Genomic DNA, 20,215 nt, shown 5'->3' on the forward strand with positions numbered 1-20,215 from the left:
GGGGCTGCCTGACGGCTGGCAATCCCTCAGCCCAGCCAGTCGAGAATATCCTCAATCAGATCGTCAACGGCGCCCAGCGACAGATTGAAGTAATTGCAGGCATATTGCGCCGCCTTGGCCCATTCCTGTTCGCCATTGCCACTACCGTGCAGACGGATAATGTGTTCGGCCAGCACGCAGATGGCAATCAAGGCACCGGCAGTCTCCGAGACACTGCCCGGCTTCGCCAGCACGCTGTAATCATGGTGATAGAGCACCCCTTCGGAGATGAAGCCCGGAAGATGCCAGCGCTTGGCCAGAAAGTAGCCGACCACCGCATGATTGGTTCCCATCATGGCATCTTCGACGTCCGTGAACCCCCGCTCCTCGGCGGCATTGGCCGCTGCCAGCACTTCCTTGGTCTGCGGAAAGCGCTTCATCAGCAGTGGAATGCCGCAATCGTGGAATAAACCGAAGGTATAAGCCACATCCGGACGGACGCAGCGCAGGCGTTTGGCCAGCTCGGCCGAGACGTGCGCCGTCTGCGCCGAGGTTTCCCAGAAACGATCCATCGAGGCGTCCTGGTCGCCGGCCAGCGCCAGTTTCAGCAACTGCGAGACCACCAGACTGAAGATGCGCTGCATCCCCAACACATTGATCGCCTGCGTAATGGAGGCCAGTTTATGACCAGTCGAGAAAGCCGGGGAATTGGCGATCAGCATGACATGGCCGGCCAGCGCCACATCCTGGCTGATCAGACGGGCGATCTCCCGCTGATCAGGCATGTCCTTTTTCAGTTCTGCATCAAGTTCGATCAGCACTGCGGGACAAGGGGGGATATCCACCCCGTTCAACATGCTCTGCAACTGTACTTCTTCAGCGACTGCGTTCATGAAAAGCCTCCAGAAGGCGGCAGACTACCTGCTAAAACCACGGCTGAAAATATAACGAAAGTCATAGCTGGTATTCGTCACCGCCGCCCTGCATGGCCATTTCGACCACATGCTTTGACAACTGTGGCGCAAACAGGGTGATCAGGTCGTAGTCGTAACGCCTGAGATAGGTGCCACGACGCAAGGCGAGGCGCGTGGTGTTGGACTCGAACAGGTGAGCGGCGTCTATGGCGACCAGCCCCGCGTCGCGCTGCGCATCGAACGCCAGGGCTGAAATGATGCCAAGACCAAGACCGAGGCTGACATAGGTCTTGATCACGTCGGCATCAAGGGCAGTCAATGCAACATTGGGCTGGACGTTGATGCGTTCGAAAGCCCGATTGATCCGCGAGCGACCGGTAAATGCCGTGTCATAGGTGATCAACGGCCAGCGCGCCAGTTCGTTCAGCGACAGCGGCACTGATTGCAGGATGGGATGCCCCTCGGGAGCAATGACACAGTGCGTCCACTGGCGAACCGGCAAGGTAATCAACTGTGGATACTGATCGAGCGCTTCGGTGGCAATGCCAATGTCTGCCTCGCCAGCGACAACCCACTCGGCAATCTGCGTCGGGCTACCCTGGTGCATTTCCAGCTTGACGTCCGGGTGTTGCGCCATGAAATCGCGGACCACGATGGGCAGCGCGTAACGGGCCTGGGTATGCGTTGCCGCCAACACCAGCCGGCCGGTGTTACCGGAGGCGAACTCACCGCTCGCCCGCTTCAGATTTTCCGCTTCGCGCAGGATGCGTTCGGCGATGCCCAGCACGACCTTGCCCGGTTCGGTGACCCCGGTAAAACGCTTGCCGCTACGCTCGAAAATCGAAACACCGAGCTCATCCTCCAGCAACTTGACCTGTTTGGAGATCCCCGGCTGGGATGTGTAAAGCGATTCAGCTGCCTCCGAGACATTCAAGCCCTGACGCTGAATTTCGACGATGTAACGCAGTTGTTGGAGTTTCATGGTCTGGGATCGAGTAATTGGATTCTGCGCTTAGCCAGCAACATACATCCATCAGTTAATAACCGAACGATATAACAATCTAACTCAATATTCTTTTTGTTTCAAATGGCCACTGTTAACATGCACGCCATGGATTATCTCTACACTCTTTCCGGCTTTGCCGTCGGCGCCATCGTTGGCCTGACTGGTGTGGGTGGCGGCTCGCTGATGACACCGCTGCTCGTGCTGCTCTTCGGCGTTCACCCGGCGACAGCGGTCGGTACCGATCTGCTCTATGCCGCGATGACGAAGGCTGGCGGCACTGTCGCCCATGGCCGGAAAGGGCATATCGACTGGAGCATCACCGGCCGGCTGGCGCTGGGCAGTATTCCTGCCGCTGCCATCACGGTTTGGGTGCTATCACAGCTGCCGAAAGGCAATAACGTCATCGGCCAACTGATCTCCAACGGGCTTGGTTTCGCGCTGCTGCTCACGGCCATTGCGATCCTTTTTGGCCGCAAGCTACGCGAATACGCCGCCCAGCATGACGATTCACCGCTCCGCCAGTGCTGCCTGGGCAAGATCACGGTCGCTGTCGGCGCCATCCTTGGCGTGCTGGTGACCATTTCTTCCGTCGGCGCAGGCGCACTTGGCGTTGCCGCCCTGTTTTTCCTCTACCCAAAACTTTCGCCAGTAAAGATTGTCGGATCAGACGTTGCCCATGCCGTGCCGCTGACGCTGGTTGCCGGCCTCGGCCACTGGATGTTGGGCGGTGTAGACTGGGCGCTGCTCGGCAGTTTGCTGCTCGGTTCGCTGCCCGGTATCTGGCTGGGCACTCAGATTTCCGCCAAGGTGCCGGAGCATATCCTGCGCCGCCTTCTGGCCACCATGCTGGTGCTGATCGGCACCAAGCTGGTCTTTGCCTGACGTTTACCCCAAGGACGTTTCATGTACAAATACGATGCCATCGACCGCCAGCTGATCAACCAGCGTGTCGACCAGTTCCGCGACCAGGTCCGCCGCTGGAAAGCCGGCGAACTGAGCGACGACGAATTCCGCCCGCTGCGCCTGCAAAACGGCCTCTACATCCAGCGCCATGCGCCGATGTTCCGTATCGCGGTGCCTTACGGCATGCTGAGTTCGGACCAGTTGCGCACCCTCGGCCAGATTGCCATCAAGTATGACCGTGGCTATGGCCACTTCACGACACGCCACAATCTGCAACTGAACTGGCCGAAGATCGAGGATGTGCCTGACATGATGGCCGAGCTGGCCAAGGTCGAAATGCACGCCATCCAGACCTCCGGCAACTGCCTGCGCAACATCACCACCGACCCGTTCGCCGGCGTTGCCGCTGACGAGGTGATCGACCCACGCCCGCTGGCCGAGATCCTCCGCGAATGGACGACCTTTCACCCCGAATTCGCCTTCCTGCCGCGCAAGTTCAAGATCGCCATTTCCGGCACCCGTGAAGACCGCGCCGTCACCTGGTTCCACGACATCGGCCTGCATCTGCAGGAGCAGAACGGCGAAGTCGGTTTCCGCGTCATCGTCGGTGGCGGCCTTGGCCGGACGCCGATCCGCGGCCAGGTCGTCAGTGAGTTCCTGCCCTGGCAGCACATCCTGACCTATTGCGAAGCCATCCTGCGCGTCTATAACCGTGCCGGCCGGCGCGACAACGCCTACAAGGCACGCATCAAGATTCTCGTCCAGGCCACCGGCATTGAAGCCTTCAGCCAGCAAGTCGAAGCAGAGTGGGCCTACATGAAGGATGGCCCGGCCACGCTGACTCAGGCCGAATTCGACCGCGTCGCCGCCCACTTCGGCGCACCGGACTATGCCAAGCAGGACGAGGTAACACTCCCGGCCGACCAGGCCTTTGTCAAGTGGGTCGAGCGCAATACGCATCCGCACAAGGTTCCGGGCTACGCCGCCGTCACGCTGTCGCTGAAGAAGCACGGCATCGCGCCGGGCGACATCACTTCCGAACAGATGGCAGCGGTGGCCGATCTCGCCGACCAGTACAGCTTCGGCGAACTGCGCATCAGCCATGAGCAGAACATCATCCTGGCCGACGTCAAGAAGAGCGACCTGCATGAAGTCTGGCAGAAGGCCAAGGCAGCCGGCCTGGCAACGCCGAACATCGGCCTGCTGACCGGCATCATCTGCTGCCCGGGCGGCGATTTCTGCGACCTAGCCAACGCCAAGTCCATCCCCATCGCCAACGCCATCCAGGCCCGCTTCGACGATCTCGACTACCTGTTCGACATTGGCGAGATCGACCTCAACATTTCCGGCTGCATGAACGCCTGCGGCCACCACCACGTCGGCCACATCGGCGTGCTGGGTGTCGACAAGAACGATTCCGAGTTCTACCAGGTCACGCTGGGCGGTCGCCAGGGCAATGATGCCAAGCTCGGCAAGGTCATCGGCCCCTCCTTCGCGGCCGAAGAAATGCCGGATGTCGTCGACAAGATCATCAAGGTCTATATTGAAAACCGTCATGCCGACGAGCGCTTCCTCGACACGCTCGACCGTATCGGCATCGACCCGTTCAAGAACCGCGTTTACGAAGGCCGTGCCCATGGCAAGGCCAAGGCTGCACAGCAGGAGGCTGCATAATGGCTCAACTGATCAAGAACAACAGCGCCACGGTCGACACCTGGCAAACACTTGTACTGGGCGAAGGTGAAACGCCGGAAACCGTTGCCCTGCCGGCCGGTGACGTCATTTTCCCGCTCGCCGTCTGGCAAGCCCGCAAGGCCGAGATCATCTCCTGTCACAAGCGTATCGGCCTGCTGATTCAGCCGGATGAGCGCGTCGAAGATATCGCCGCCGATCTTGAGTACTTCATCGTGATCGCCGTCAATTTCCCGAAATTCGTCGATGGTCGCGGCTACTCGACGGCCAGCCTGCTGCGCCAGCGCTACGCTTATCGGGGCGAACTGCGTGCCGTCGGCGACGTGCTGCACGACCAGCTGTTCTTCATGCAGCGCGTCGGTTTCGACAGCTACGCGCTGAAGGACGGCAAGAATCTCGTCCACGCCATTGAAGCCGGCTTCAAACCGTTTAGCGATGCCTACCAGGCTTCAACCAGCCAACCGCAACCCTACTTCCGCCGCCGCGCCTGAGAGAAGCGATGACCCCCAGCCTGCTCAACATCACGCCAGAACTGACCGCCAGCGTTGCCGTCAAGACCAAAACGGTCAAAGCACTGCTCGCCGACATCGCGACCAACTGGTCGAGCGCCGCCTTCGCCAACAGCCTGGGCGCCGAGGACATGGTACTGACTGACCTGATCGTCAAGGCCAAGCTGCCGATCGAAATCTTCAGCCTCGACACCGGCCGCCTGCCGCTCGAAACCTACGACCTGATCGCCGCGGTCGACAAGCATTACGGCCTGAAACTGAAGCTCTATTTCCCGCAGGCCGAAGAAGTCGAAAGCTACGTCCGCAACCACGGCATCAACGCCTTCTACGAATCGGTCACGCTGCGCAAGGCCTGCTGTTACGCCCGCAAGGTCGAGCCGCTGAAACGCGCCCTGGCTGGCAAGCGAGCCTGGATCACCGGCATGCGCGCCGAGCAGGCGGCGACTCGCGGGAACCTCGCCATCCGCGAGTACGATGAAGGCAATGGTCTGGAAAAATTCAATCCGCTGTCGGACTGGACCGAGAAGGAAGTCTGGACCTACATCAAGCAGAACGCCGTGCCCTACAACGCCCTGCACGACAAGTTCTACCCCAGCATCGGCTGCGCCCCCTGCACCCGCGCCATTTCGCCCGGCGAAGACATCCGGGCTGGCCGCTGGTGGTGGGAGAATCCTGAGTCCAAGGAGTGCGGACTGCACGTCAAGGGCTGACCCCAGCCCTGAGGTTTAAAAAAAACCGGCCTCAAGCCGGTTTTTTTATTGGCAAATGCCGGAATGGGCACCAACCCAATGCCTTTCTTTAACAACAGAAAATCACTAGCGGCCCTCGGCCCAAATAAATTGCATGAAAAATCAATAACAAATTACCCATAACGAATATTGCATTTCAGCTGGCATGCTGCAATGCTTGGCGGGATGGCAATCCACCGTTAATGAAACAGTTTGGCCACCACGGTGTAAAAGGCTGATCGAAAAACTTAACAAATTCCAGACAATCAATAGGAATCAATATGTTGTCAGTTAAATTTTGTTTTTTCATCCATCCCCTTCAGGAAGTAGACACCTGCAAAGGTGTCTACTGAACGTTATGCGTCTTAGGATCACTCGCTGATGAGTCATACCAAATCCAAGTTCACGCCTGGACAAGTACGCGCCACAAAAGCTTTGCTCAGGTTCTGCCAAGAACATGGCCATGCCCCATTTTGGATCGAGCAATTGAAAGAATGCGTCGGCGCCCTCGAAGCAAAAAAGGATGCAGTCGTCTGTGAAAAGTATGCCTTGCTAAGGCGGGCAGGTATGGGTTCGTTCATCGATTGGTTTCCTCGCACACCAGAAGGGGAAGATGGGCAATACGAAGAAACCCTCTGGTGGGCACTCGACGCATACTGGCTAGAAGTAATGCAACCGTTCAAAAATGCAGGCAACGCATAACATCCCGCTCCAGCCGACCGTCAGCCAGCTACGCTGTCTGCCGTCGGCTGAGCTTGCACGTTAGAGAACGAATGCTGGACGCCATTTTCTTCATCATCGTAGAAACCCTACTTGTTGGTGTTTTCTATTGGCCAGGTTGGCTTGTCCTGCGTGCAATTTCGCTTGGGCGCTACCCTCCTCAAGCTTCAACTCCACACAACAAATATTTCGTTGCAACGGTTGGTGCAGTAATTCCTTTCACCGCAATCACAATTGCATTGGCATAATTTGGCAGCCATGAACCAACCCATCTCTAACATCCCGCTCCAGCCGACCGTCAGCCAGCTACGCTGTCTGCCGTCGGCTGAGCTTGCACGTTAGGAGTCAGCGGCTTGGTGACTAAGCACGTTCAATTCACGGAAGACAATCGCCTTCAATGGGCCGGGATGGGAGACTACGAACTTATATCTCCTGACGGTCGGCACTCCATCGAGATTACATATGATGGCGAGCCTCCTCACGGAGATTCCTATCATTTGGTAAAGATTGACTGCGCTGCTTTTCCCGGTCATGCATGGGGTTGTCTGTTCGGGTTCTCTGCGTGCTCGCGCTTTGCGATCTTTAGCTGGATGTCGAAATTCTTCGAGCGACATACCGTTGTAGTAGATATGCAAGCGAAGTATTACTTCGTGCTACCCGAATACATCTACCAGTTTTCAATTGACTGGCCTTCCATTCGAGGGGAAGGTCAGTTGTCAGTTGGCAAGCAGTATGTCTTTACAGGACAGGAGCAATGGCAGCCATATTGAACCCTAACCCTACGCTCAAGGCGCTTCCTTCGGTCGCTGGGAAACGCTGCAAGCCGCGTGCCCCTTACCTATAACGTTGGGGCGCTTAGCTCGTATGCGCAAACTTGTCCTTGCAGCAATCACCGTATACCAACGCTACGTATCCCCGCACAAGGGTTTCTGCTGCGCGTATCGCACACACACAGGGCACAAGAGTTGCTCGGTTCTCGGTTTCAGAGCCGTGCGTAGGTACGGCGTTCTCGCTGGCCTCACGGTTCTTAGGCACCGCACCTATTTGTGCGGAGTGGTTCATCGGCGTTACACAAAACCGCGTAACCGCATCCTTCACTCACAGCAAGGATTCTGCGACGTTGGCTGTGATTTCCCCTGTGATGTTCCAAGTATTGATGGGTGCATTTCGCTGGGCGATTTCGCTAGTTGTTGCGATTGTGGAAGCTGCGACTGGCCTAGCCGAAATCGGAAGAGTCAAGAGGGAGAGCAATACGTGTACATCCCTCCGAACGTCGAAGGCAAAAAAGAAAACCGTACTTGAATCCCCTCCGCGCCCCAACCCATCATTCGAGCGAACCTGCGCAAAAAGCCGCGCAGGCCACTCAATTCAAACATTAGCGCTTATCAAGGAGTTTTCATGCTTCGCAACGCATTAGTCTTGCTTTTGGCAACCGCTACATTCCCACTCGTCAAGACATCGCATATGAGCTCATTGTGCAATGAGCGCTAACCACTCATTCCACCCTACCTGTGGGAATACCTCGCTGACTGGTGAATTCAAACAGTGTGCCTTCCGTTCCATTCTCTCAGGAGCTATCGAACAATGACTTGGCGTCTGACGCGCATCCTCATATTCACCTCATTATTAGTTCTCTGCCATCAGTCCTACGCGGCCGATGCCTATTACGACTACGTATCAGATTTCTATCTTCACGAAAGTCATCAGGCTCGCAACCCGGACCAGGTAATTCGATATACCGATGGAGAGAATGGCGCGCTTCTTCAATCAGTCCTTGAGCCGACGCGGGTCAAGGCGGTACTGAACTCCTATTTGGAGTCCATGAAGCGCAGCGAGAAGATTCCTGAGGTTCCCAAGCTCTTGCAGCCTTTAGCTGCTCGGTATGACGGAGCATTCAAGAAGGAACCACGAGCTTACGAAAAGGAGTTTTTGGACAGCCTTGAAGCCTCGGTCGAGGTGATCTCTATTGCTTCGGCGATGACTAATGTATCTATGCCGCCTTCCACAACCAACAAAACCTCTGGGGCGGATGCTGAAAAGCAGAAGGCGCTAACAGATAGTATTCAGTCACTTGCAAAAATGACCCGCGACTTGAGTACTGTTGCCTATAAAGCAATGGCAACGGAAATCCGCAACAGGGTTGCCAAAGGAATGTTTTCCGAAAGTGGTGCCAAACGCGCCCTGGCAATTGCGGAAAGAATTTCTCCGTAGCTGATATGGGCGCTATCCACGGTAGGCCCAACCCGGCGACCAACTGGAGCTGCGCAAAAAGCCGTGCAGGTCAGTTACCTCGGAGTCCTTCTCGTCGCATGTCAAGCCACCGCTGGGTCTGCCGCTGATTTGCCCTCCGACCGGAGTCAGTTCCAGGCGCTGGTCGAGCGAGAGATCGTTATAGGGTCATCTATAGAGTCCGCAAAGGATCGACTGAAGGCCGTCGGACTCGAGTGCAAGTCGGTCGCAAGGGGATGGACAAACAACGTTCACGACAGGACGGAGTTCATTTTCTGCTCTCGAAACTCTGATGACCGGCCCGTGTTCAGGCGCTGGCAAGTGGCACTGCTACCTCGTGACGGGAAGGTTGCGGAGATACGTTCAAACGTCGGTCTCATTGGGCCGTAACGTGACCTCTATCGAAAGCAAGCAAGATTAGCTTCGCATACATGTAGGAGCAGCCTTTTTCCCCTGACCAATAGTCAGATCACAGCCTGCTAGCGGCATCAGCTTACCTGGCGTCCGTAGCAGGTCGGCCAGGGTGTAGCCGTCCAGGACGAGGAACATGGCCTTCAAGGCTTCATTGAGAATCGCAGGCAGGCAGCAGGCGCCCTGAATCCGGCAGGTGCTTTTATCAGCAAAACATTCGGCCAGCGTGAAATCGCTTTCGGTCTGGCGAATCACCTCGCCGACGACAATTTCCTGCGGTTCATGCGCCAAGCGCAGGCCGCCGCCCTTGCCGCGTACGGTCTCGATATATCCGCCTCGCCCGAGCTGATAGGCCACCTTCATCAGGTGACTCTTTGAAATATCGTGGGCGGCGGCAATTTCGGCGATCGTCGCCAGCCGGTCTGTTTGCGCGCCGAGGTACATCAGAACGCGCAGGCTGTAGTCGGAAAAGGCACTCAGTCGCATGGTCGCTCAAAAGATACATTTAAAATATTGCTTATAGCGATCTTGGTTGATAGCATCAAGATTCATTTTATTTATATCTTATGCCAGCCAGTGGCGCAATTCGCCCGGCTGGTCATCGCCGGAATAGTCATGGCCAAGCAGCCCGCAAAAAAGATCTTTGAAATCAAACAGGTCGTCGATCCGGATGCTAAGGTCTATCCGCGGTCAATCAGCGGACCTTACACCCGCTGGCGCTGGGTCTTTGTCTGGCTGACCCAGATCGTTTTCTATGGCCTGTGCTGGCTACCCTGGCATGGTCGTCAGGCCATCCTGTTCGACATCGACACCCGCAAGTTCTATTTCTTCGACCTGGTGCTCTGGCCGCAGGACACGATTTATCTCGTGCTGCTGATGATTCTCGGGGCCTTCACCCTCTTCCTATTTACCGCCGTCGCGGGACGATTGTGGTGCGGCTATACCTGCCCGCAAACCGTTTATACGGAAATCTTCCTGTGGTTTGAAAAGGTCATCGAAGGCGAACGGCCGCAGCGCATCAAGCTTGATGCCGCCCCGTGGTCGCCGCGCAAACTGGCGATCAAGAGCGCCAAGCACGCGACGTGGATCCTCTTCTCGCTGTGGACCGGGATCACCTTTGTCGGTTATTTCATGCCGATCCACGATCTGGTCAATGATCTGATTACCCTGTCGCCCGGTGCCTGGTCGTCCTTCTGGGTGGTCTTTTATGCCTTCGCCACCTATGGCAACGCCGGCTTCCTGCGCGACCAGATGTGCCGCCAGATCTGCCCCTACGCCCGCTTCCAGTTCGTGATGTTCGACCCCGACACGCTGATCATCGCCTATGACACGGCGCGTGGCGATGCCCGCGGCCCGCGCGCCAAGGGGGCCGACCCCAAGGCCCTGGGCCTGGGTGATTGCGTCGATTGCGGCATCTGCGTTCAGGTCTGCCCGACCGGCATCGACATTCGTAACGGCTTGCAGAACGAGTGTATTGGCTGCGCCGCATGCATTGACGCCTGCGATCAGGTCATGGACAAGATGGATTACCCGCGCGGCCTGATCCGCTATTCGACTGAAAACGCTGTTTCAATGCGCTTTACGACGCTGGAAATCATCAAACGTGCAGCCCGGCCGCGGGTCATCATCTACACGGCAATCCTGCTGGCCCTGACGGGCGCCACCGCCTGGTCGCTGGCCACCCGCGTGCCGCTGAAGGTCAATGTCCTGAAGGATCGCAACGTGCTGTCCCGGGAAGCGGACGATGGCTCGATCGAGAACACCTATCGCCTGCAGATCATGAATACCGGCGACCAGACGCGGAAGTTCCGGATCAGCATTGGCGGTGTCGAAGGCGCCCGCCTGAAGGGTGACAGCGAAATTACCGTACCCGGCGGTGAGATTGGCAGTCAGAGCGCCATTGTCAGCGCTGAACCGGGTGCCACCCGATCCGGTGCAACGCCGATCACTTTCAGCGTGACCGACGTGGCCGACGAAAAAGTCTCGGTCACCGAAAGCTCGAAGTTCTGGATGCCCTGACCAGCAAACTGGTTTGACGGCCGGCCGAACGATCTTGATGGACGATCGGCTTATTCAAATTAGAATACCGGCTTTACAAGCTGGCGGTAACGGCTGCTTTCAAAAACTGATTTACCATGCAAAATGCTTATGCATTTTCCCATTCCGCGCTGCTTCATATTCCTAAAAAAGCCCCAGGCGCCTGCACCGCGGAATCTTTCCGACCCATTTCACAGAAGTCCTGACCCCAACTCATGGCCAGCCTCACCCCTCAAGACAGCCCCCGGCCACGCCGCTGGAAGCTTTACCTCACCCTCGGCATCCTCGTATTGGGTACCGCCGTTGCCACCGCCGGCTGGATCGAACTGCAGGAATCCAGTTTCCAGGCCCGCTATTTCACCGAACAAGCGAAAACCTCCACCTGGACCATGGAATCCGGCGCTGACAAGGACATCTGGTTTCCAGCCGCCGGCCCGTACGAGCAACGCCTGGGCTACGCACAGCTAAGCAATTTCCTGCCGCGCCTGGCCAGTTCGGGGTTCATCATCGACACCCAGGCCCGGCAATCCGCTGGTTTCCGCCACATTGTCGGTCTTGGCCATTTCCCCATTTACCGGGAAAAATCCCGAGCGGGCCTGAGCATTCTCGATCGTCACGATCAACCGCTCTATGACAGCCAGTATCCGCGTGTCCAGTACGCTGACTTCGAGGCTATTCCACCGGTCCTGGTCGAAGCGCTGCTGTTCATCGAAAACCGCGACCTGCTTGACACCACTTACCCGAAGCGCAATCCGGCCGTCGATTGGGGCCGGTTGGCCCGGGTCGCGGCAGGTCAGGCACTGCGCCACGTCAATATGGGTGGCGGCCGTGCCGGCGGCAGCACGCTGGCGACGCAGATCGAGAAATTCCGCCACTCCCCCGGTGGGCGCACGCGCGATACCGACGACAAATATCACCAGATGATGTCGGCTGCCCTGCGCGCCTATCAGGATGGTGAGGAAAACCTGCCGGCCCGCCGCCGCATCGTGCTCGATTTCATCAATTCCGTACCGCTCGGCGGCATTCCGGGCTACGGCGAGGTCAATGGCCTGGGCGATGGCCTGTGGGCCTGGTACGGGCAGGAATTCGCCCGCACCAATCAACTGCTGACCGACCCCAAGGCCGACCTCACCGAGCGGGCCAAAGCCTTCAAACAGGCACTCTCCCTGTTCGTTGCCCAGCGCCGGCCATCGGGCCTGCTCGGCGACACGACGGGGCGCCTCAATGCGCTGACCGACAGCTATATCCGCCTGCTGGCTGAAGACCAGCTGATCCCCGCCGACCTGCGCGAAGCCGCCCTCCAGGCACAGATCAACCCGGCACGTCAGGCCCGCCCCGGCGAAGAAGTCTCTTTCGTCGAACGCAAGGCGGTCAACGAAATCCGCGGCACGCTGGGCGATCTCCTCAACATCGAGAACCTCTATTCCCTCGACCGCTACGACCTGACTGTCCATAGCACCCTCGACGGTCCCAGCCAGCAGGCAGTGACGCGTATCCTGAACCGTCTCGCCGACCCGGCTTTCCTGGCCTGCGCCGGTCTCAAGGAAGGCCGGTTGCTGGACCGAGGCGACCCGAAACAGGTCAACTACAGCCTGACCCTGTACGAGCGCACACCGACCGCCAACGTGCTGCGCATCCAGGCCGACAATCTCGATCAGCCGCTGGACATCAACGCCGGCACCAAGCTTGATCTCGGCTCCAGCGCCAAGTTCCGGACCCTGGTTTCCTACCTGCTGGTCGTCACCGACCTGCACCAGCGCTACAGCCAGATGCCTCCGGCAGAACTGGCCAAGCTGCCCCGCCACCCGGCCGACCGTCTGAGCAACTGGGCGATCGACACCTTGCGCGCCAAGCCGGAGATGACGCTGGAGGCTTTGCTCGAAGCGGCCATGGAGCGCCGCTATTCGGCCAGCCCCGGTGAAACCTTCTTCACCGGCGGCGGCATTCACCACTTCAACAATTTCAAGCACGAAGACGATGGCAAGGTACCGAGCGTCGCCGAAGCGCTGGAACAGTCGGTCAATCTCGTTTTCGTCCGGATCATGCACGATGTCGTGCACTACCACGCCTACGAGGCGGTCGACGCGCCGGCCCGCGGCCTGCGCGACAAGGACGACGAGGAGACCCGACAGGCCTTCCTCAACCGCTTTGCCGAACGGGAAGGCCTCGGCTTCCTGCGTACTTACTGGCACAAGTACCGTGACGTGGCACCGGAAGACCGGCTTGAAGTCCTCAGCGACTCGGTTCCCGCCCGGCCCGTGCCGCAGGCTGCCGCCTACCTGAGCGTCCTGCCGAAGAGCGATTTCAACAGCTTCCTCGCCTTCATGCGCAAGCAACTCGGGGAAAAGGCCGGTACCGACGCCGGCCTGCGCCGCCTGTTCGACACCCACGCCACGCGCCAGTACAACCTGGCCGACCAGGGCTACCTGGCCCGGGTGCATCCGCTGGAACTGTGGCTGGTCCGCCATCTGCAGGACCAACCGAAAGCCACGCTCAAGGACATCGTGCCGGCCAGCGTCGAGGCTCGCCGCGATGCGTCGAAGTGGCTGTTCTCGACGCGATTCAAGCATGCCCAGCAGGTCCGTATCGACATCGTTGTCGAAGTCGCTGCCTTCGAGCGCATCGCCGACGAGTGGCGGCGCCTGGGCTACCCCTTCGAACATCTGGTGCCCTCGCTGGCCACCTCGATCGGCAGCTCCGCCGACCGGCCAGCGGCCCTCGCAGAATTGATGGGCATCGTGGTCAATGACGGTATCCGGCGCCCGACGGTGCGCATCGACGAATTGCTGTTTGCGGCCAACACCCCGTTCGAAACGCGGCTCAAGCGCCAGCCCGAAGCCGGCGAACGGGTCATGCCGGTCGAAGTTGCCCAGGTTACCCGGCGCGCCTTGCTCCGCGTCGTCAATAGCGGCACCGCCCGACGTATCAAGGACGCCTACCGCGACAACGAGGAAAAACCGTTGCTGGTCGGTGGCAAGACCGGCACCGGCGACCACCGCTCCAAGGTCATCGGTGCCGACGGTGGCGTGCGTAGCGCCAAGGTCATGAATCGTGCCGCGACCTTTGCCTTCTACATCGGCGACCGCTTCTACGGTGTCGTGACCGCCTTCGTGCCCGGCTCCAAAGCGGCCGCCTACGACTTCACCTCGGCGTTGCCGGTCCAGATTCTCAAGGAAATGGAACCGGTCTTGCGACCGCTGGTTGCCGATCGCCCCGCGGCGGAAGGCAAGTGCAAAGGCTAAAACACCGCCACGCCTTCCATCCATCCCGAAAAGCGGGAATCCAGACGACCGATCGACTGGACTCCCGCTTTCGTGGAAACATCCAAAATCACCAATAATCCGTAAAAACCACACTTTGCTGCGGCGCAACAAAATGGTAGTCTTTGACGCATAAAATAAAGCGATCAAAGCGAGCAACAGCATGAGTGAAATCGATCTGAAACGTTTCTTCCTTGAACAGGTTCGCCTGTTCGAGAACTTCCCGGCCGACAAGGTCGAGGAAATCGTCATCAAGTCCCGACTGGCGACCTACGAGGGCAACGAGGCCATCCTCGAAACCGGCGATGAAGGCCGTTTTATCGGCGTCATGATCAGCGGCCATGCCGAGATTTCGATGACCGACAACACCGGCACCCGAGCCGTGATCACCCAGCTGGGCACCGGCGATGTCTTCGGTGTGATGTCCCTGCTGACCGGCGACCGCATCGTGGCCGATGTCATTGCCGGCAATCGCTGCTTCGTGCTGATGATTCCGCAGGACGTCTTCAACACCCACATCCTGACCAACCCGAAGGCCGTCGGCTACCTGTCCCGCCTGCTCGCCGAGCGCACCCGCGCCATGTCGGTCGATCTGGTCACCGCCCAGGCCAACGCCATCACCCGCTCGACGGATCCCTATGCGTTGTCGCTGACCACCAACCAGCCGGGCAAGGTCGTCGTCATCAATGTCGGCATCAGCCAGATTCATTTCGGCATCTACGACACCGAGGAAAGCGGTGCCGACGTGCACGGCATCATCGACCACGCCGACCAGCAGGTGACCCTGATCAGCGTCATGGTTGGACCGCAGCAAAAAACCATTGAGCATGCACCGTTCAAGCTTTCCGACCTCTTCAAGGTGATGCAGGAAGCCACCGCCCTGCTCGGCGAGGCCTTCACCTTCCACCCGGAAGACGTCACCGCTATCGGCCACCGGGTCGTTCACGGTGGCAACAAGTTCTCCAGTTCGGTCGTCATCACGCCATCCGTCATTGCCGAGATCGAGGAACTGGCGCTCTTCGCACCGCTGCACAACCCGGCCAACGTCGCCGGCATCCGTGTCGCCATCAAGCAGTTCCCGAACGTGCCGCAGGTCGCCGTGTTTGACACTGCCTTCCATCAGACGCTGCCGCCCTACGCCTACCTCTACGGCCTGCCCTACGACCTTTACAAGCAGCACGGCATTCGCCGCTACGGTTTCCACGGCACCTCGCACCGCTATGTATCGCTGAAAGCCGCCGAAGTCCTGAAGCGCCCGCTCGGTGAGCTGGAAATCGTCTCCTGCCACCTCGGCATTGGCGCCTCGCTGTGTGCTATCGACCATGGCCGTTCGGTCGACACCAGCATGGGCATGACCCCCAGCGATGGCCTGATCATGCCCAGCCGCTCGGGCAGCATTGACCCGGCAGTGATGATCCACCTGATGGAACAGCACAAGATGACGCCGGATCAGCTGTCCACGCTGATCAACAGTGAAAGCGGCCTGAAGGGCATCTCCGGCATTTCCAGCGACATCCACGACATTGAGACAGCCGCCAGCGAAGGCCACCATCGCGCCCTGCTCGCCCACAAGGCCTACTGCTATCAGGTCCGCAAGAACATTGGCGCCTACGTTGCGGCCATGGGCGGTATCGATGTCCTGGCCTTCACCGGCGATGTCGGTGAAACCAGTGCCGCCGTGCGCAGCCTGGCCTGCCAGGGCCTTGGCTACATGGGCATCAAGCTCGACGAGGAAAAGAATCGCAACCTGGGCCGCATCGATGGCTATGCCGTCATTTCCGCCGACGATTCACCGGTCACCATTCTGGTCGTCGCCAATGACGACGAGCGCCTGGTCGCCTGGGAAACGCTGCGCGCCATCGAACGTAATGCCCTGCTGCTCGCGGCCAATGCCGAAGATGCGCCAATCCCCGTGGAAATCTCCGCCCACCACGTGCATCTGTCGCAAGGCGATGTCGAAAAGCTGTTTGGCCCCGGCCACCAGCTGACGCCGATGCACGAACTGTCGCAGCCCGGCCAGTTCGCCTGCGAGGAACAAGTGCATCTGGTCGGCCCCAAGGGCCGGATCGCCAAGGTTCGCGTCCTCGGCCCGACACGCAAGGAAACCCAGGTCGAAATCGCGATGACCGAGCAGTTCAAGCTCGGCGTCCAGCCGCCGATCCGCCAGTCCGGCGACCTGACCGGTACGCCTGGCGTGACGCTGGAAGGCCCGTACGGCAGCACGACCATCGAACGCGGCGTGATCTGCGCCCAGCGCCACATCCACATGACGCCGGAAGACGCCATGCGCTTCCACGTTCGTGACAACTACGTCGTTCGCGTCCGCATTGAAGGCGAGCGCCAGTTGATTTTCGGCGACGTCGTCGTCCGCGTTAACCCTGGTTTCCGCCTGGCCATGCACATCGACACCGACGAGGGCAATGCCGGCAACATCCAGACCGGCATGCTGGGTTATATCGAAGAGATCCAGAACCGGCACTAAGCAACCAGTCACTGGATAAAAACAAGGGGATGACCGCCAGGTCATCCCCTTGTTCGTTTAGAGCCAGCCAAGCTGCTTACAGGCTGCACGGACGAGAAAAAGCCCAAGGCCACACACAAACAGGCCAAAGATCAGATGAAGATACTCAGCATTCATCCGATTGGCGAGAAATGCCCCCAGCCACGCCCCGAGAAACATCGTTGCCGCCAGAATGATGGCCGCCCGGATATCGACATGTCCATGTCGGTAATACTCATAGGCGGCAGCAAGACCAATGGGTGGAAGCAGTACGGCCAGAGTGGTACCGGTTGCCATGTGTTGCGAGAAGCCGGCCCAATAAACCAGTGCGGGCACGATGATGACTCCGCCGCCGATACCAAAAACACCTGCCGCCAGACCGCCGATCAGACCAATGAAAATGAATATGAGCCAGGATGGCATCAGTATTTCCTTCACACTCAACGACAATGGGTTGATATCAAAAGATCAGCCTACTCGCCAAACGACTTGAGTTTTCTCCAGAGCGACACCCTGTCGATACCCAGCATCTTTGCTGCCTGAAACTTGTTGCCGTTGCAGTGCAATAGCGCTTTCTGGATGTGCTCTTTTTCAAGCTGCTCCAAAGTCTGAAAACCGCCACTCGCCGAATCGATCGGACTCGGAGACGCTTGCTCGAGCAGGTTTGCCGGCAAAAGATCCTGCTCAATGAGCTGCGTGGAACATAAAGCGATCGCCCGCTCAATGATATTTTCCAGTTCGCGAATATTGCCGGGATAGTCATAAGCCATTAGCACGGACAGCGCCTGCGGCGAAAGGCTGGGCAAAGCCTTGCCCATTCTCTGGGCGTGAGTTGCGATCAGGTGAGAGGCAAGCACAGGGATGTCTTCCTTTCGTTCGCGAAGGGGTGGAATACTCAATGCCACCACATTCAGGCGAAAGTAAAGGTCCGAACGCAGGATGCCCGCAGCGACCGACTCTTCCGGATTACGATTGGTTGCCGCCAAGATCCGGAGATTTATTTTTATTGCTTGCGTACTGCCCAAGCGGAAGAATTCTCGCTCCTGCAAGACTCGCAAAAGCTTGACCTGAATGGCAGGCGGCATTTCCGTGACTTCATCGAGAAACAAGGTCCCGCCCTCAGCCGCCTCCAGTAGTCCGGTTTTCACACCAGCGGCTCCGGTAAAGGCACCCCGCTCATGGCCGAACAGTTCATTGGCCAACAATTCCTCGGACAACACACCGCAGTTGATTGCGACAAAAGGGGATGCGGATCGATCGCTGCAATCGTGCAAATAACGGGCGATCAACTCTTTCCCGGTCCCCGTCTCGCCGTGGATCAGCACCGTGCAGTCAGTTGGTGCGACACGCCTTGCTGTATCGAGCAGGCGCTTCATCGCCTCGGAACTCGCGATGATCCGGCGAGACATGTTGGTTTTGGCCAGCTCCTGCTTGAGCGCCAGAACTTCGCTTTTTAGACGGACCTTCTCCAGGGCTTCGTGGACAATCTTTCGTACCTCGGCAATGCGAAAAGGCTTTTCCACATAGAAGAATGCGCCGGCTCGCATCGCCTCGACGGCAGACCCCGCGCTAGCATGCGCGGTGATCACGATCACCTCGGTATCAGCTGCCTGCGCCTTGATCTGCCTGAGCAACGCCAGACCATCCATACCCGGCATGCGAATATCCGTCAGCACCAGTTGATAAGTTTGCTTGCCCAGACAGGCCGTTGCCTGCTCGCCATCGGCAGCGGCATCTACGTGCCAGCCCTCGCGCTTCAAAACATGCACAAGATTCTGGCGGGCAATTTCTTCGTCATCGACAACCAGGATTCCTGTCTCAGACATCGCTTTCCCCACTTGTTTTACCTTCATCCGGTACGTGAATCCAGATTCGTGTACCGCCGCTGACGACCGATTCGGCAGCGATCGTCCCGCCATGCTGAGTAACAATCTCACTTGCCACAAAAAGACCGAGCCCTATCCCCTTGCCTGTTGGCTTGGTTGTATAGAAAGGATCGAAGATGCGTAGTGCCGGCTCGCCGGCTATGCCTTCGCCATCATCCTCAATCTCGAAGGTTGTTCCTCTCCCTTCTGGAAACTCCTCTCGCCAGGCTCGCAACACAATATTTCCCTCGCTATGGATCGCTTCGGCAGCGTTCTTGATCACATTGATCAAGACCTGCTGGAAACGGGTACGATCAATCACGACCACGACATCTTTCGCCACCTCAAGCTTCACCACAATCGAAGCCGGAATCTGGTTGCGTAGCAAGGTCAAGGTTTCATCGAGCAGCAGGAGAACGTTCTGGCTCCTCCGCTCCAGGCTTCCACTCCCCGAATTATTGAGCAATGCCGAAACAATGCGTTGTGAGCGCATGACCTGATCGTCAATTTGACCAAGCAAGGTACGAATCTGCTCATCGGGCAGCTCGTTCATCTCCTCCTGAAGAATTTGGCAGGATGAGGAAATATTGGAAAGCGGGTTGTTCAACTCATGCGCAACACCTGACAACATGGTTCCCAGCGCCATCAGGCGAGAAGACCTGGCCATCGTGCTTTGTCGCGCCTCCAGCTCATGCAAGGTATCGTTGATGGATCTCGTCAGTGAGGCCATCTCATCGCCAGAATCTTCGCCTTCGATTCTCCCTGCCTCGCCCTTGGCGATTTTTTGCAGGCTCCGCTCCAACTCACGGAGTGGCCGAACCACGCTGCGCGTCACCAGTATTCCGACCAGCAGCCCCAGGGCCAGCATCACCCAGATAATGCGCTGAAGGTTGATTTCGTGATGTCGAATGGCTTCATCGACGCGTCTCTGCGCATCGTCATCCAGGCGTTCGCCCAAGCGCAGAGCGCTGCTTCCTGCGACGAAGGTTTCTTTCAATATTTCGGCGGACAGCCCTGGTGCAGAAAGCGCACTTTGAAAATCGAGCAATCTGTCGCGATATGTCGCGACCGAACCGACCTCTTCAGCCGACAACTCAGGCTGCTTACGTAAAAGCGCCTCGAGAAGTTGTGTTGCCTTGTTGGCCTGCTCGACGGCCTCATGAAGATCGGCCTCCTTCTTGTAAAGCAGGAAGTTCTTTTCAAGGCGCCGCGCATCTCTCAGCAAATCAAAAAACGACACGATCCCCTGACGCCTGTTCAACTCGTCTTTCAGGACGCGAAACTGGATGATCGAAGTTCCGACGAAAACAACGAACAAGAGTCCCACCACGGCATAGCCGAAAAGGATTTTAGAGTGCAGGGAGCGAAACAATTTCATTTGTTGCATTCTGAAATATCGACGGTTGCAATATGAAACGGTATGCAGATGCATACTTTTCATTGTTATTCATCTACTTATGCG

At 58.1% G+C, this 20,215-nt stretch carries 19 protein-coding genes; 12 read left to right on the top strand and 7 right to left on the bottom strand.

Annotated elements, in window-relative coordinates:
* Positions 1-26 precede the first annotated feature (26 nt).
* Positions 27-872, bottom strand: coding sequence for an HDOD domain-containing protein (locus DARO_RS14900; RefSeq protein WP_011288637.1), 846 nt, complete (start codon positions 870-872; stop codon positions 27-29).
* 61 nt (positions 873-933) lie between these two features.
* Positions 934-1,875, bottom strand: a complete 942-nt coding sequence (locus DARO_RS14905) for a CysB family HTH-type transcriptional regulator (protein WP_011288638.1) — start codon at positions 1,873-1,875, stop codon at positions 934-936.
* 129 nt (positions 1,876-2,004) lie between these two features.
* Here DARO_RS14905 and DARO_RS14910 point away from each other — a divergent pair, with 129 nt between their 5' ends.
* From DARO_RS14910 to DARO_RS14925, 4 genes are read left to right on the top strand one after another with little or no spacing between them, the layout of a single operon-like run.
* On the top strand, positions 2,005-2,781 hold the full coding sequence (locus DARO_RS14910; RefSeq protein ID WP_041224435.1) for a sulfite exporter TauE/SafE family protein: 777 nt from the start codon (positions 2,005-2,007) through the stop codon (positions 2,779-2,781).
* A gap of 21 nt (positions 2,782-2,802) precedes the next feature.
* The gene (locus tag DARO_RS14915; RefSeq protein WP_011288640.1) at positions 2,803-4,476 is read left to right on the top strand and encodes a nitrite/sulfite reductase; all 1,674 of its coding nucleotides are present in this window, start codon (positions 2,803-2,805) and stop codon (positions 4,474-4,476) included.
* Positions 4,476-4,985 carry a DUF934 domain-containing protein gene (locus DARO_RS14920; RefSeq protein WP_011288641.1) on the top strand — a complete coding sequence of 170 codons (510 nt, stop codon included), beginning with the start codon at positions 4,476-4,478 and terminating at the stop codon, positions 4,983-4,985. Before DARO_RS14915 ends, DARO_RS14920 begins: the two co-directional genes overlap by 1 nt.
* 8 nt (positions 4,986-4,993) lie before the next feature.
* Entirely contained in the window at positions 4,994-5,713 is a 720-nt protein-coding gene (locus DARO_RS14925; protein ID WP_011288642.1) for a phosphoadenylyl-sulfate reductase, read from the top strand.
* Positions 5,714-5,888: 175 nt separating this feature from the next.
* On the opposite strand, the gene DARO_RS23150 is transcribed toward DARO_RS14925, so the two are convergent.
* Complete coding sequence (locus DARO_RS23150) at positions 5,889-6,041, bottom strand: hypothetical protein (RefSeq protein WP_198134049.1); 153 nt, start codon at positions 6,039-6,041, stop codon at positions 5,889-5,891.
* A 71-nt stretch (positions 6,042-6,112) separates the two neighbouring features.
* On the opposite strand from DARO_RS23150, the gene DARO_RS14930 reads away from it, so the two are divergent.
* The 5 genes from DARO_RS14930 to DARO_RS14940 all read left to right on the top strand — a co-directional run bounded on the left by DARO_RS14930 (position 6,113) and on the right by DARO_RS14940 (position 8,662).
* Positions 6,113-6,433 carry a hypothetical protein gene (locus DARO_RS14930; protein ID WP_011288643.1) on the top strand — a complete coding sequence of 107 codons (321 nt, stop codon included), beginning with the start codon at positions 6,113-6,115 and terminating at the stop codon, positions 6,431-6,433.
* A 71-nt stretch (positions 6,434-6,504) separates the two neighbouring features.
* Positions 6,505-6,699 carry a hypothetical protein gene (locus tag DARO_RS22430; RefSeq protein ID WP_083761540.1) on the top strand — a complete coding sequence of 65 codons (195 nt, stop codon included), beginning with the start codon at positions 6,505-6,507 and terminating at the stop codon, positions 6,697-6,699.
* A gap of 108 nt (positions 6,700-6,807) precedes the next feature.
* On the top strand, positions 6,808-7,221 hold the full coding sequence (locus tag DARO_RS14935; RefSeq protein WP_198134050.1) for a hypothetical protein: 414 nt from the start codon (positions 6,808-6,810) through the stop codon (positions 7,219-7,221).
* 94 nt (positions 7,222-7,315) lie between these two features.
* On the top strand, positions 7,316-7,753 hold the full coding sequence (gene yidD / locus DARO_RS22435; RefSeq protein WP_011288644.1) for a membrane protein insertion efficiency factor YidD: 438 nt from the start codon (positions 7,316-7,318) through the stop codon (positions 7,751-7,753).
* 282 nt (positions 7,754-8,035) lie between these two features.
* Complete coding sequence (locus tag DARO_RS14940) at positions 8,036-8,662, top strand: hypothetical protein (protein ID WP_011288645.1); 627 nt, start codon at positions 8,036-8,038, stop codon at positions 8,660-8,662.
* Between the two features lie 435 nt (positions 8,663-9,097).
* On the opposite strand, the gene DARO_RS14950 is transcribed toward DARO_RS14940, so the two are convergent.
* Positions 9,098-9,577: an Rrf2 family transcriptional regulator gene (locus tag DARO_RS14950; protein ID WP_011288646.1), complete on the bottom strand. Its 480-nt coding sequence runs from the start codon at positions 9,575-9,577 to the stop codon at positions 9,098-9,100.
* Between the two features lie 90 nt (positions 9,578-9,667).
* On the opposite strand from DARO_RS14950, the gene ccoG reads away from it, so the two are divergent.
* From ccoG to DARO_RS14965, 3 genes are all read left to right on the top strand, one after another.
* A complete protein-coding gene (ccoG, locus tag DARO_RS14955) occupies positions 9,668-11,110 on the top strand; it encodes a cytochrome c oxidase accessory protein CcoG (protein WP_497462982.1) in 1,443 nt (480 codons plus the stop codon).
* Between the two features lie 233 nt (positions 11,111-11,343).
* Positions 11,344-14,370 carry a transglycosylase domain-containing protein gene (locus tag DARO_RS14960; protein WP_011288648.1) on the top strand — a complete coding sequence of 1,009 codons (3,027 nt, stop codon included), beginning with the start codon at positions 11,344-11,346 and terminating at the stop codon, positions 14,368-14,370.
* A 181-nt stretch (positions 14,371-14,551) separates the two neighbouring features.
* Positions 14,552-16,870, top strand: a complete 2,319-nt coding sequence (locus DARO_RS14965; RefSeq protein ID WP_011288649.1) for an acetate/propionate family kinase — start codon at positions 14,552-14,554, stop codon at positions 16,868-16,870.
* A gap of 57 nt (positions 16,871-16,927) precedes the next feature.
* Here DARO_RS14965 and DARO_RS14970 read toward each other — a convergent pair whose 3' ends face one another.
* Genes DARO_RS14970 through DARO_RS14980 form a run of 3 tightly spaced genes read right to left on the bottom strand, consistent with a single transcriptional unit; the run spans position 16,928 to position 20,131 of the window.
* A complete protein-coding gene (locus DARO_RS14970; RefSeq protein WP_011288650.1) occupies positions 16,928-17,311 on the bottom strand; it encodes a sulfite exporter TauE/SafE family protein in 384 nt (127 codons plus the stop codon).
* A gap of 50 nt (positions 17,312-17,361) precedes the next feature.
* Complete coding sequence (locus DARO_RS14975) at positions 17,362-18,714, bottom strand: sigma-54-dependent transcriptional regulator (RefSeq protein ID WP_011288651.1); 1,353 nt, start codon at positions 18,712-18,714, stop codon at positions 17,362-17,364.
* Positions 18,707-20,131 carry a sensor histidine kinase gene (locus tag DARO_RS14980; RefSeq protein ID WP_041225087.1) on the bottom strand — a complete coding sequence of 475 codons (1,425 nt, stop codon included), beginning with the start codon at positions 20,129-20,131 and terminating at the stop codon, positions 18,707-18,709. The genes DARO_RS14975 and DARO_RS14980 overlap by 8 nt, the downstream gene beginning before the upstream one ends.
* Between the last annotated feature and the right edge of the window lie 84 nt (positions 20,132-20,215).

Source organism: Dechloromonas aromatica RCB (genome assembly GCF_000012425.1).